We start from the raw sequence: 13161 nt of genomic DNA, 5'->3' as shown, positions 1-13161 counted from the left end.
GTCACCCCCCTTAAGTTACTTTTATAGTTTGTTTGCCTTTACTAAGAACTTTTTCTATCCTTAAGAAAAGTTGCTCAATAATAATTGAAACCACCCAGTAAATAATAGATAGTGCAATATAAATCTCTAGTGAATGAGCATTCATATTTGCTGCAATAATAAGATTTGCTTTTCCCATAACATCAATTAAACCAATTGTATATGCTAAGGCTCCTTCTTTAATTAATGCAAGAAGTGAATTACCTATGTTCGGAATTGCAACAACGAAAGCTTGAGGTAAAATAATTGTTCTATATGCTTGTATATCACTTAACCCTACACTTATTGCTGCTTCAAATTGTCCTTTATCTACAGATTCATAAGCTGTTCTAATAACTTCACACATAGCCCCTGCAAACATAAGAGAAAAAGCAATAATAATAAATACTGCTTTATCAACATCGTCTAAATCAATTCCAAAATTTTTTGTTACTGCTGGAATGCCATAATAAATCAAAAAGAGCAGAACTATGGAAGGTGTACATCTCAATGCAGTAGTATAACCCTCTGCAATTATTTTACCTATCTTGCCTTTTCTTATTTTAGCAACTGCTAAGATAAAGCCTAGCATAGTTCCAAATAATACAGATAAGCCTGCAACCATAAATGTTACTTTTATGTATGGTAATAATTTAGGTATTGAGTCTGTTATATATACCGGATTAAAATATTTATCCATAGCCTGCCTCATCTCCATTCTTATTAATAGACATTTTTTGACCTTTATCTATTTACTTTATCTAATACTTCAAATAAGTCTCTTCCATAAAACTTTTTGATAAGTTCATTTGTTTTCTTTTCTTCTTTAAGTTTTTTGATTGCTCCATCATAAGCATCTGCAAGTTCTTGTTGCTTTTTATTAAATAATGGCCAAGTTTTAATTACTGCAAATTCATTATAAACAATATCATTTACTAAATTATGATATTGACCATCCGATGCCCTCACCTGTTTATCAAATTGGCTTTCAAGTGACACTCCACCCTTTACACGGCCTTCATTTATCCATTGAATTACATCAACTGTAAATGCATCACCAGCTTCTAATTTTACTTGGTTATTTGGATTCGCCTTATTGTACTCATCAATAACTGTATATTGTGCATTATTAGCAGCAATTGGTGCCAATGTAAATCCAGCTGAAGCAAAATCTGATAAAGTTTTAATTTTTTCATTTTCCTTCTTTAATGCAAGGCCTGTACTGCTTAATCCAAGGAATTCTTTAGGAAATACAAATTTTTCTGTTCTTTCCTTTGTCCAGAAAGCATTTTTAACACCTACATCATATTTCCCTTGTTCAACACCTATTAATAAGTCATCACTTGTAGTTGGAATATATTCAAATTCATATTGTGGAAGCAATTCAGCAACTTGCTTCATAACTTCTACATCATATCCTGTTGCATTTCCATTTTCATCTGTATAAGAAATTGGTTTTAAAGTCTGATCATACGCTACTTTCACTTTTGTAACTTTTACATCACTTTTGGCTGGTGCTGCATCAGATGCTTTACTTGCCCCACATCCTGTTAATAAAGTTGTCACTGCTAATCCTACTACTATGAATTTTAAAAATCTTTTGTTTTTCATTACTATTATCCCCTTTTTTATAAATTTTTATTTTTTCTTATTGCTTATAATTTTTACAACATACTTTACTTATCTAAGCTTGATTAAAATAGTAACAACATGGTTCACTATTACAGTTAATTTTTTCGCAATACATTTTTATTAAATTCAGATTATATTTTAACATATTGTCCCCACCTTTCCCCCTTCACTTAACCAAGTAATTTTATATGTTTTGTAGGTTAACTTTTTTTATAGTATAGTATTTCGATAGGAAAATGTCAATATCTTTTTTTAATTTTGTGATATTTATTTCACCAAATAGTTTTATATTAGCTTAGGTACTCTTCCTGCATTTATAACAAATTGGCTTTCAGTAATATATCTAGTCTTATCACTTACTAATAAGAAACTCTTTCTTCAAATTTGTTCCCTACAATATTTATATAAAGAAAAAAGATGGTTTCTAGATATATAACCATCTTTTTAAGCCTTATTTATTATGTATTTATTACTCTTCTTAGTACTTTTTCTTTTTTATCAAAACTTGGCAAGTTTCATCGCCATTTGCAATAGTATTGATTAATTCAAAAGTGAACTTATCAAATTTGCTTATTATTCCTCTATCACCGTCCATTGCTATATCGCATAATTTTGAAATTTTAACCTCATCATTAGTTAACTTTTTCCATGCTGCTACAAGTGGGCAATAATGAAATTCTATATTTAATTCTTCATCTGTAGTTTTTACATCCATTTCAAATATCTTTTGAACTTGCTCTGTTGCGAATGATGCTGCAAATTCTTTTATATCATCATTTTTAGGAAACTTATTTTGTCCATGAAAACAACCACATTGATGTATTGCATCTCTAGCAAATTGTACATCTAATCCTCTTTTTTCAGCTTCATCAATTAAAAAGTAAAACCAAGTTGCTCTGTGCTCAACCGCTTGTCTTAAATCCTCTGTATGCTTATCATTAATAGTTGGTACATTTTTAATCATAATTTTCTTCTCTCCTTAATCCCTCTTTTTCTTTTTTCCTACTACACCTATATATTTTATATGTTTTATTAGATTATACTCTTTTTTTATACTTTGTAAACCTATTTAAAAAAAGACATACTTTTAAGAGCATACTCATTACGCGTATGCTCTTGAAATTTAATTAATATTTCCACTTTACCCTAAAGCTGTTACTCCCCTTATATGTATCAGTGTCTTTATCAATAACTACTTGAGGTTTTAAGAATTTACTTAAATGTGCTTTACAATAAGCAATTAAGTTTTTTAATAAATGAAATATATCACTAACTTGAATAGCTTTAGGATGAACTAAAGCTATTGCATTGTTGTATGTTAAAAAAGCTAATGTAGCAATTTTTCACTATATAGAAGGTTAGTACAATAGAGATATGCTACATTCTGCTATTAATTATTTGTAAATTCCCCAAAAAAGATAAAGATATTATTCTAATATGACTACTGCTTTAATTAAATCTTTTGGCTTATCCTTCATTAATAAAAGTGCTTCTTCTATGTGATCAAAACCGTGATATACATGTGTAACTAATTGGCTTAAGTCGACACGATTATATACTACCATATCTCTTAACATTTCAGCTCTAAGTCTTCCTCCTGGACATAGTCCACCTTTTATAGTTTTATGAGCCATTCCACAGCCCCAATCTACTCGAGGTATTGGTAAATTCTCTCCACTTCCATGATAATTAATATTGGAAATTACTCCACCAGCTTTAACCATAGATACTGCTTGTGCTAATGTTTCAGCACCACCACCTGCCATAATTACACGGTCAACACCTTTTCCATTAGTTAAATTCATAATTTGAGTAACTATGTCACCATCTTTATAATTTACGATATCTGTTGCTCCATAAAATTTAGCAGTCTCAACACAAATGGGTCTACTTCCTACACCTATAATTCTACCTGCTCCACGTAATGCTGCACCTGCTATCCCCATTAATCCAACTGCTCCAATCCCAATTACTACAACACTAGAGCCCATTTTTATATCTGCAAGTTCTGCACCATGGAAGCCTGTAGTCATCATATCTGTTATCATAACAGCACTTTCTAAAGGCATGTCCTTAGGTAAGATGGCAAGATTCATATCTGCATCATTTACATGAAAATATTCTCCAAACACTCCATCCTTAAAATTTGAAAATTTCCATCCTGCAAGCATACCGTTTGAATGTTGTTGAAAACCCGCTTGGACTTCTAAAGATCTCCAATCTGGAGTTGTACATGGTACTATAACTCTGTCTCCAGGTTTAAAATCTTTGACTTCGCTTCCAACTTCAACAACTTCTCCTACTGCTTCATGACCCAAAATCATGTTATTCCTATCTCCAAGTGCACCTTCAAAAACAGTATGTATATCTGAAGTACATGGTGATACAGCTAATGGACGTACAATTGCATCATATGGACCTGCTACCGGCTTTTCTTTTTCAATCCATCCCACTTTATTAATACCTAACATTGCAAAACCCTTCATAAATATGCTCCTCCTAAAAAATATTTATTATTTCTTTTAAACCCTAAACTTACTGCAAAAAAATACATTTAATCCTATTTAAGGTTTACATTCTATTATTACGCAACTATTATGATAAATATACTTTTAGAAAAATATTATAAATCTTATATTTATACTATCCAATATCCTTTTCCCAATTCTACTATATAGTAAACTATTTATTATATAGTACATTATTTTTATAAATAAAAGTATATGTGAATCGTTCCTTATTCTGCTTCTTACTATATTTATAGGTAAATTAATCTTGGTTGTGCTATCGCATTTTTTATAAGCATGTATCTTAAATACTTATGATTCACTATAGATATTTTAATATTCTTCACCATATATAGTAAAGAATATTAAAATATATCTCTAAAAATTCTTGCTTTCATTTTGTGCTTTTTTATAGCCGAATTAATCTTAGCTGTTACTATCACACTTTTTTATAGGTGAATATTTAAATTTTATGCTTAATTCTTTCAATTCGCCTTTTAAATTTTTTGTTATTTTTAATTTTCTTATATCTCTACATTCATTTTGTAACTGATAACTTAGTTCTGTAATAATAGCTTTTGCTTTTTTAGTCATTCCACCATATTCAACCACTACAAATCTTGATTTTCTGCAAGTTACTTCATTACTTTTATCATCAATAATTATATAATACTCCGGTGCTTCATCTATAACTTCATATTCCTTATTTAAAGTTAATGTTGAGCATAAATTATTATCAATGCATTTTATTTTCATAATTAATACCTCCTAAAACCTTTGAATTTATATTGAAACGAACACATACTTCTCATAATATGCATTATAAGAAATATGTGTTCGTTAATTTAAAAAATGATTTTAGTGGCAATATTAATCATAATTTAACTCTATATTTTACACTTCTGCAGATTCATCAATATTCTTCATAGTTAATGATATTCTCTTTCTCTTTTCATCAACTTCCAAGATGGCTACCTTTACTATATCTCCGACTTTTACAATATCTAGAGGATGCTTAACAAATCTATTTGCCATTTGACTCTTATGAACTAATCCATCTTGGTGAACTCCAATATCTACAAAGGCACCAAAGTCTGATACATTCCTAACTGTTCCTGCAAGTACCATTCCTGGTTTTAAATCCTTAAGTTCAACTATTCCTGTTTTAAGGATTGGCTTTGGCATTTCTTCTCTAGGGTCTCTACCAGGCTTCTTTAATTCCTTGATTATATCCTTTAAAGTAAGCTCTCCCACTTCCAGCGTTTCACTTAATTTCTTTAAACCTTGTGCTTCTGCTCTTTCATCAATGTCACCAAGTTTATTATTTTTAAGATCTTGCTTATTATATCCTAAAAGTTCAATTAATTTTTTAGCCACGCTATAAGATTCAGGATGGACTGATGTATTATCTAAAGGTTCTTTACCATCATCAACTCTTAAAAAACCTGCACATTGTTCATATGCCTTTTGGCCTAATCTCTTAACCTTTAATAGTTCTTTTCTTGAAGAGAATTTTCCAGCTACTTCTCTATAATCAACAATATTTTTAGCTATAGCTGAATTTATTCCGGAAATATGTGTTAAAAGTGATGGTGTTGCAATATTTAAATCAACTCCAACAGTATTAACTGAATCTTCTACTACACCCGCCAAAGATTCTTCTAACTTCTTAGGAGTAACATCATGTTGGTATTGTCCTACACCAATAGCTTTAGGATCTATTTTTACTAACTCAGCAAGTGGGTCTTGTAATCTTCTTCCTATTGAAATTGCCCCTCTTACTGTAACATCTAAATCTGGATATTCCTTAGTTGCAAGTTCTGATGCGGAATAAACTGATGCTCCTGCTTCTGATACAATTACATATGCTAATTCTCTACCTATTTCATTTTTAATTTCAGTTAACATTTCAGCAATAACTTCTTCTGATTCTCTAGATGCAGTACCATTTCCGAGGGAAATAACATCAACCTTATGTTTAGCAATAAGTGCTTTTAAAGTTTTCTTTGTTCCTTCAATATCTCTTTTAGGTACTGTTGGATATACTGCCGTATTTTCTAAGAACTTTCCTGTTTCGTCTAAGATTGCTATTTTACAACCTGTTCTAAATCCAGGGTCATATCCCATTACTACTTTCCCCTTAATTGGAGCCTGTAAAAGTAATGCTTTTAAATTTTCTTTAAAAATCTTAATAGCACCTTCTTCGCCAATATCAGTTAACTCACTTCTGATTTCTCTTTCTATTGATGGATAAATTAATCTTTTTAAAGAATCCCTAATTGCAAGTTTTAATTTTTCGTCTAAAACTTCATTGCCCTTTAATAATTGGTTCTCTAAATATTGAACTATTTTTTCTTCATTTGCAGTAATTTTAACACTTAATATTTTTTCTTTTTCCCCTCTATTTATAGCCAATATTCTATGAGGTGGTATTTTTTTTACTGCTTCTGAATATTCATAGTACATTTCATATGGTGTTGATTCTTCAGAACTACCGCTGCTTTCTATGTTTCCTTCTCTCATAACAAAATCTCTTATATACTTTCTATATTTAGCCTCATCTGATATACTTTCAGCCACTATATCTAAAGCTCCAGAAATAGCATCTTCACTAGTTGCTACTCCTTTTTCTTCATTTATATATTTAGAACCTTCTTCCTCTAAGTCTCCTTTAAAAATTCCCTCTAAAATTAATTCTGCAAGAGGTTTTAATCCTTTTTCTACAGCTATTGTTGCTCTTGTTCTTTTTTTAGGTTTGTACGGTCTGTATATATCCTCAACCTCCGTTAAAGTTGTTGCTTTCTCTAAAGCCTTTTCAATTTCCTCTGTAAACTTTTCTTGTTCTTGAATTATTCTTGTAACGGCTGCTTTTCTTTCTTCTAAATTTCTTAAATAAGTAAGTCTTTCAGATAAGGTTCTTAAAACTTCATCTGAAAGTCCACCAGTAACTTCTTTTCTATATCTTGAAATAAAAGGAACTGTATTTCCATCATCTAAAAGTTCAATAACACTTTGAACTTGACCTAATTTTATTTCTAACTCTTTTGCGATTCTTTCTTCAATTGAATTCATAATTTCCTCCTGATTTCTATTAGACATATTCCAAAACAGTAACGCACTATGCTGCCTATTTTATTCCACAATAGAAAAGTATGTTAACTTAAAAGTTAAAGTCTAATTAAGACCTTTAAGAAAATCATACTTCCTATTTTTATACTAAAATATATTACCTATCTTAGCTCGCTCTTTTATTTAATATGTCATAAATTATTAGACCTAATAATATTTTACCATATAAATTAATATTGCCATTACTATTTTTTTAGTAATGGCAATATTAAACTCATATTCCTATTAATATTATAAACATATTTAAATTCAATGCAAGAATTTTATGTAATACATAATATTCGTGTTTAAAGGCTAATGCTAATTAAAAACTTTCTTTAGAATAAGCAGAATTTTAGCGGTGTTACTCTGCAACATATTCATAATAAGGTAGTTTTATTGTAATTCCTGTTTCATCAAATTTATAATTTGTACCCTCTAAAGAATTTTTTCCAGATACTATATTCATTCCTACCATATAAATTGCATTTGCATGCTCACGTGGATCTTGAATGGCAGTGCCTGTCATAATCCCTTGCTTTATTAATTTTTGAGCTTCTGGTAACCCATCAACCCCAACAACTGGAATATTCTTCGAATTAATACTTTTATTATAGCCATACTTTTGAAGTGCTTTAATAGCACCTATTGCCATAGCATCATTATTAGAAATTATTACTTCAATCCTATCACCAAGAGTTAATAAATTTGATTCTACTGCAGTTTTAGCACATTCTTCATCCCAATTACAATTTATTGACGAAAGCTGCTGGGTATTTATGCCTGACTCATTAATTGTTTGAAGGGAATTCTTAGTTCTCGAAATTGTTTCTGGACTATTAACGGGACCTTTTAACATGAGAAACTGCATTATATTATCTTTATTTTTGTCTAAAGCTTCTTTATTAGAGTTCCATTCATCACTTAGTATTTTACCTTGTAAAATTCCCGACTGATCAATATCTGTATCTATTATAACAGCGTTACCATAAGGTTTAATAAAATTTACTATCGGTGTAGTTTGAGCATAATATAGAATTAATGGAATATTTTTTTGCATTATTTTAGTAAGAATATCTTTAGTTTTATCTATATCAGTACTAACTAGATTTAATACAAAAAGATCAAAATTTTTATTAAGTGATTGATCAATACTTTCATTTTGAGAAACTTGATTTCCTTTTGCATCAAAAAAAGTGAATTGAACTCTATTATCATTTTCTTTTTGAATATCTTCTAAGCTTTTCTTAACACTAGAAATAAATTGGTCATTAAAATCATTTAAGAATACAGCTACATTAATTGGATTTTGAGGACTACTATCTAGGATTGCGTATGCATTGTTTTCAATACTCTGTAATAATAATATAGCGATAAACGCAAAAGATAATATCTTTTTTAGCATCTTCATTTTAATCCTCCATTTATATCGATTAAATTATAGATTTACTATTATATTACCTTTTGTTTTAAAATTTATTCATATTGAATAATAATATTGTATAAACATATCTAAATATCTAATTTTATGCAATCATATTTAAGTGAATACCATGAACATATGTTATTCCAAGACCAAGAAGCAACATTAACCCAAAATAATTTAAGGCAAATATCCACCTTGTAGATGTTTTTACTTTATAATAATATTTATTTGGATTTCTATACTGTTCAATAACTTTTATAACTCCAAGTATAAGTAACAACACTATAATTGGATTAAAAGCTTTAAAAAGAGCAATTATACCTATTGGTATTCCAATTAACCATAATTTAGGTGATATAGCTGATACAATTCTTCCTCCATCAAGAGGATGCAAAGGTATAAGATTAAACAAATTTAACATAAAGCCTGTATAAGCAAGTGCAATTAAAACATCTTTTTTTAATAAAAAGCCTAATAATAAACAAACTAATGCACCTAAACTTCCAACTAAAGGTCCACCTATTGCCATTTTTGCCTCTATTACTGCATCTTTAGGTTCTTCCTTCATTCTAATTGCTGCACCTACAAAAGGAATAAATATTGGAAGGCTCACATCTAATTTAATTGATTTTGCAACCATGTAATGCCCCATTTCATGAACCAATAACAAAATAACAAAACCAATGCCAAATATCCATCCATACATCTGAGCATATATTACAATCATAAACAGCATAGATCCAATAGTTGACGCAAATTTACCTAACTTCAATAATACTAATAGAAACTTCAACTTACCTAAAACTAAAAAGATAATTGCTTTAAATTTTAAAATCGCTAAAAGAAAAATTCCTAATATCCCCAAAAGCCCTTTTTTAGATTTTAATCGTGTTGCAAAATTCTCCTTCTTATTTTCTGTTTCTATATCAGCATTAATTTTTTCTTCCTCAAGATCTTCATTGACATTTGAGTTAATAACTTCTATTTTATTTTCATAATTGTCCATGTTCTTCTCCTTCATTATTATTAAATTCATTTATCTAATATTACTCAAATAATATGAACTGAAAAGACTTACTCTTTTTTATATTTCTAAATTATAATAATTCTTTTGTATGCTCTAAACTCTTAAATTTGATTAAGCTCTAAAGTGTTTTTCTTATCATACATTTCTCTTAAGTAAACCTTATTTTCTTTTATAAATTTGACAAAAAACACCATTCCTATAGCAAATAATCCAACTCCTGAAACTGCATATAAAATCATATCCTTTAAAGTTAAAACAATAGTTTGATTTCCAAATTGATTTAATAAAATAACTAATATCATACTGATAATACCATCAATAAAATATATAAACATAGGCATTAAAATATTTTCATATTTTACATATAACATACAATTTAATATTCCAAATAAAAATATTCCCACCATTTGAGGGCCAAAATTAATTGAACTGAAAATTATGGATGATACAATTAATCCGATATAAACATTAAATTTTTTTGAAAGTCTTTTAAACAATGTACTTCTAAATATTATTTCTTCTGTGAATGGAGCTAAAAAAACTGACATTATAAATACTATCCAATAATCAGTCATCGAACTAATTCCTGTTTCCGACTCACTTACAAACCAATTGGCAAAATCCGGGTTAATCATATAAGCTAAATCAATCAAAATATTATTTGAACCAATTTTTATACATGTAATGAATAAAATAATCAAAATCATTTCTTTTACATTTAAATTTTCTCTAAAATCTTCACATAAATTCTTTACATTTTTCTTTGAGAGTCTAAGCTTATAAGCAATCATAAAAACTAACGAACTTTCAATAAATAAACTTAGTATATTAGTATCTGTATTGCTCAAATCACCATTCCTCAATAATGTTATAATTACAGCTACTATTGTAAAAAACATTATAATCAAAAACATTACTACAATGTGTCTAATTTTCATTTCTCTAAAGTCATTATCAAACTTCAAAAAGGCACCTCCTCTCTTTAATCTAACTGGTAAATTGAGTTATTACAACATCTTTTATCATTATTTATTAAATCCAATCTATTAATTATACTTATTATAAGCCTACCCTATTAAATACTGCTTATAATAACATTAATTTAACCTTAAAAATATTAATTTTACTTGACTATTGGCAGCATAATTTCAAAACTTGTCCCAATTTCACTATTAAGAATTCTTATTCCTCCATAATGTTTGTTTATTATTTTCTTTGTAATAGATAAGCCCAGTCCTGTTCCTCCTGTTTTAGAATTTCTAGATTTATCTATCCTTACAAACGGATTAAATATACTTTCTCTATATTTTTTCGGTATACTTTCTCCATTATCTGAAAATACAACACAAAAATACGATTCTCTAATTTCAACCTTTATACCAATAGTAGTTCCAACTGGATTATATTTTAACTTATTATCTAAAATGTTATTAATAGCTCTAGTTAATTTTTCTTCCTCCATCATTACATAATATGATTCTTCTGGTATGTCAAAATCATATTCAAATTTATTATGCTCAAATTCTGGAATATAATTAGCAACAATCTGCCTTAAAACTTCTGATATATCACCTTTTTCTAAATTAAATTTATAATCAGAATTATCATATAAGGAAAATTCAAATAAGTCACTTATAAGCTTATTAGCTCTATACGAATTTTTATTTATTATATTTAAATATTCAAGCTTTTCTTTATCCTCTATCTCTCTATTGTTAATTAAAGTTTCACTATATCCTAATATGGAAGTAAGTGGATTTTTCAAATCATGAGATATATCTAAGATTAAAGCTTCTCTTATTTTTTCTAATTTTTCCTTTTCCCTTATTTCATTTCTTATAGTTTCAGCCATCATATTAAAACCATTTGCTAAATCTAAAAATTCATTTTTTGTATCAATCTTAATATTTATATCATAATTGTTATTAGCTATCTCCATAACACCACTTAATAATGCCTTAATCGGTTTTATAAAAATTCTAGACGTTGCTTTTGCAAAAACATATACAATCAACAGAATTAATAATACATTAAATAAACTCAATATTTGCACTAGTGACTTAGATGGAATTATTTTAGTCAATATATTAGGCTGTGTAATTTTTGAATATGGACATCCAACTACAATCATTGAATTTTCCTCAGGTAAATATTTGCTATATAATGAATACTTAATATTATTTTTTGTATTAACTATAGAATTATTAAATTCCTCTAATACAGCATGAGCTATAATATCTTCATTTAATAAAATTTTATTTTCCTGTGTAAGACCTGATAAATACATATAGCTTTGTATATTTAAAGCTTTAAATTCATCTATAACATGTCCTCTAGTATAAACTACTTCACTTTTGCTATTAATCTTTACAACAAACCCATCTATGTCCGCTAAATTATCGTCTGTTATTTTGCTATAGTCCTCTAATAGCTTATTTTCTAACTCTGCAAAATTAGAATTATATGTACGTGGATTGCACAAAATCTTATATGCTCCAATCGAGAATACAACGCCTACCACTAATATTATAGTAATAGCAATATATCCAAGAAAATATATAAAAAATAGTTCTGCTGTAACATTTCTTTTTATTTTCTTAATTCTCATTGGTATGAACCCTTTCAATTTTGTATCCTATCCCCCTTATAGTTTTTATGTAAACTGGATTTTTAGGATCATCTTCGATTTTTTCTCTAATATGGCTTAAATGAACCATTATATTATTTGAATCTCCAAAGTAAGCTTCTTCCCATACTTCTTCATAAATTTGTTTTTTTGTAAAAACCTTACCTAAATTAGAAATTAATAATTTTAAAATTTTAAATTCCTTTGGATTTAAATCAATCTTCTTATCTTCTCTATAAACTTCAAAGGTTTCAGTGAATAATTTTAATTCACCAGTAGAATATACTATATCCTTGTGTTCTACATATTTATAACATCTTCTAAGGTTAGAAGCAACTCTAGCTGATAATTCAATTGGACTTATTGGTTTAACTAAATAATCATCAGCTCCAAGTCCTAGTGCTAAAACCTTATCAGAATCATTTCCCATTGCAGTAATGCAGATTATAGGTATTGTTGAAACAGCTCTTACCTTTTGTATTACTGAAATGCCATCTACATTTGGCATCATTATATCTAATAAAATCAAATCAATTTTTTCATTTTCAAAAATTGTTAAAGCTTCTTTTCCATCTGCTGCTTCAAATACTTCATAATTTTCTTTTCTCATATGCAGTGAAATTAGATTTCGAATATCTTTTTCATCTTCTGCTATCAAAATATTCATAATAAAATACCCCCTAAATTGAATCTATGAATCTATTTTATCACAGATTTATGTAATTATAGGAATTAATTTCTTGGTAAATTTTTTGTTGCTCCTATAAAAATCTAACTGTATAATTATTATGTAAATATTTACCAAAAGGCGGCGATT

11 protein-coding genes are annotated in these 13161 nt (G+C 28.3%); all 11 read right to left on the bottom strand.

The features are described 5' to 3' along the window. Positions 1-10: 10 nt before the first annotated feature. The 11 genes from CLPUN_RS08300 to CLPUN_RS08250 all read right to left on the bottom strand — a co-directional run bounded on the left by CLPUN_RS08300 (position 11) and on the right by CLPUN_RS08250 (position 13011). Entirely contained in the window at positions 11-718 is a 708-nt protein-coding gene (locus CLPUN_RS08300) for an amino acid ABC transporter permease (protein ID WP_077846834.1), read from the bottom strand. Between the two features lie 44 nt (positions 719-762). After that, entirely contained in the window at positions 763-1629 is an 867-nt protein-coding gene (locus CLPUN_RS08295; RefSeq protein WP_077846833.1) for a transporter substrate-binding domain-containing protein, read from the bottom strand. Positions 1630-2128: 499 nt separating this feature from the next. Continuing rightward, positions 2129-2614, bottom strand: coding sequence for an L-2-amino-thiazoline-4-carboxylic acid hydrolase (locus CLPUN_RS08290; RefSeq protein ID WP_077846832.1), 486 nt, complete (start codon positions 2612-2614; stop codon positions 2129-2131). Between the two features lie 463 nt (positions 2615-3077). Then, complete coding sequence (locus tag CLPUN_RS08285; RefSeq protein ID WP_077846831.1) at positions 3078-4136, bottom strand: NAD(P)-dependent alcohol dehydrogenase; 1059 nt, start codon at positions 4134-4136, stop codon at positions 3078-3080. Positions 4137-4583: 447 nt separating this feature from the next. Next, complete coding sequence (locus tag CLPUN_RS08280) at positions 4584-4913, bottom strand: hypothetical protein (protein ID WP_077846830.1); 330 nt, start codon at positions 4911-4913, stop codon at positions 4584-4586. A 138-nt stretch (positions 4914-5051) separates the two neighbouring features. Beyond that, positions 5052-7229: a Tex family protein gene (locus CLPUN_RS08275; protein WP_077846829.1), complete on the bottom strand. Its 2178-nt coding sequence runs from the start codon at positions 7227-7229 to the stop codon at positions 5052-5054. A 400-nt stretch (positions 7230-7629) separates the two neighbouring features. After that, positions 7630-8676, bottom strand: a complete 1047-nt coding sequence (locus CLPUN_RS08270; protein WP_077846828.1) for a galactose ABC transporter substrate-binding protein — start codon at positions 8674-8676, stop codon at positions 7630-7632. Between the two features lie 115 nt (positions 8677-8791). Then, positions 8792-9697 carry a site-2 protease family protein gene (locus CLPUN_RS08265; protein WP_077846827.1) on the bottom strand — a complete coding sequence of 302 codons (906 nt, stop codon included), beginning with the start codon at positions 9695-9697 and terminating at the stop codon, positions 8792-8794. Between the two features lie 122 nt (positions 9698-9819). Then, positions 9820-10683 carry a CPBP family intramembrane glutamic endopeptidase gene (locus tag CLPUN_RS08260; RefSeq protein WP_077846826.1) on the bottom strand — a complete coding sequence of 288 codons (864 nt, stop codon included), beginning with the start codon at positions 10681-10683 and terminating at the stop codon, positions 9820-9822. 158 nt (positions 10684-10841) lie between these two features. Further along, positions 10842-12326 (bottom strand): sensor histidine kinase, encoded by a 1485-nt coding sequence (locus tag CLPUN_RS08255; RefSeq protein WP_077846825.1) that lies wholly within the window; start codon positions 12324-12326, stop codon positions 10842-10844. Beyond that, the gene (locus tag CLPUN_RS08250) at positions 12316-13011 is read right to left on the bottom strand and encodes a response regulator transcription factor (protein WP_077846824.1); all 696 of its coding nucleotides are present in this window, start codon (positions 13009-13011) and stop codon (positions 12316-12318) included. The genes CLPUN_RS08255 and CLPUN_RS08250 overlap by 11 nt, the downstream gene beginning before the upstream one ends. Positions 13012-13161 lie beyond the last annotated feature (150 nt).

It is taken from the genome of Clostridium puniceum (assembly GCF_002006345.1).
GTDB classification, from domain to species: Bacteria; Bacillota; Clostridia; order Clostridiales; family Clostridiaceae; genus Clostridium; species Clostridium puniceum.
The sequence above is the reverse complement of the archived record's forward strand: the minus strand, read 5'-3'. Positions and strand labels throughout refer to the sequence as shown.

What these genes read in the sequence shown, in the direction of transcription:
- CLPUN_RS08300 (WP_077846834.1), bottom strand. Translation starts at nt 718, where the DNA reads ATGGATAAATATTTTAATCCGGTATATATAACAGACTCAATACCTAAA.
- CLPUN_RS08295 (WP_077846833.1), bottom strand. Translation starts at nt 1,629, where the DNA reads ATGAAAAACAAAAGATTTTTAAAATTCATAGTAGTAGGATTAGCAGTG.
- CLPUN_RS08290 (WP_077846832.1), bottom strand. Translation starts at nt 2,614, where the DNA reads ATGATTAAAAATGTACCAACTATTAATGATAAGCATACAGAGGATTTA.
- CLPUN_RS08285 (WP_077846831.1), bottom strand. Translation starts at nt 4,136, where the DNA reads ATGAAGGGTTTTGCAATGTTAGGTATTAATAAAGTGGGATGGATTGAA.
- CLPUN_RS08280 (WP_077846830.1), bottom strand. Translation starts at nt 4,913, where the DNA reads ATGAAAATAAAATGCATTGATAATAATTTATGCTCAACATTAACTTTA.
- CLPUN_RS08275 (WP_077846829.1), bottom strand. Translation starts at nt 7,229, where the DNA reads ATGAATTCAATTGAAGAAAGAATCGCAAAAGAGTTAGAAATAAAATTA.
- CLPUN_RS08270 (WP_077846828.1), bottom strand. Translation starts at nt 8,676, where the DNA reads ATGAAGATGCTAAAAAAGATATTATCTTTTGCGTTTATCGCTATATTA.
- CLPUN_RS08265 (WP_077846827.1), bottom strand. Translation starts at nt 9,697, where the DNA reads ATGGACAATTATGAAAATAAAATAGAAGTTATTAACTCAAATGTCAAT.
- CLPUN_RS08255 (WP_077846825.1), bottom strand. Translation starts at nt 12,326, where the DNA reads ATGAGAATTAAGAAAATAAAAAGAAATGTTACAGCAGAACTATTTTTT.
- CLPUN_RS08250 (WP_077846824.1), bottom strand. Translation starts at nt 13,011, where the DNA reads ATGAATATTTTGATAGCAGAAGATGAAAAAGATATTCGAAATCTAATT.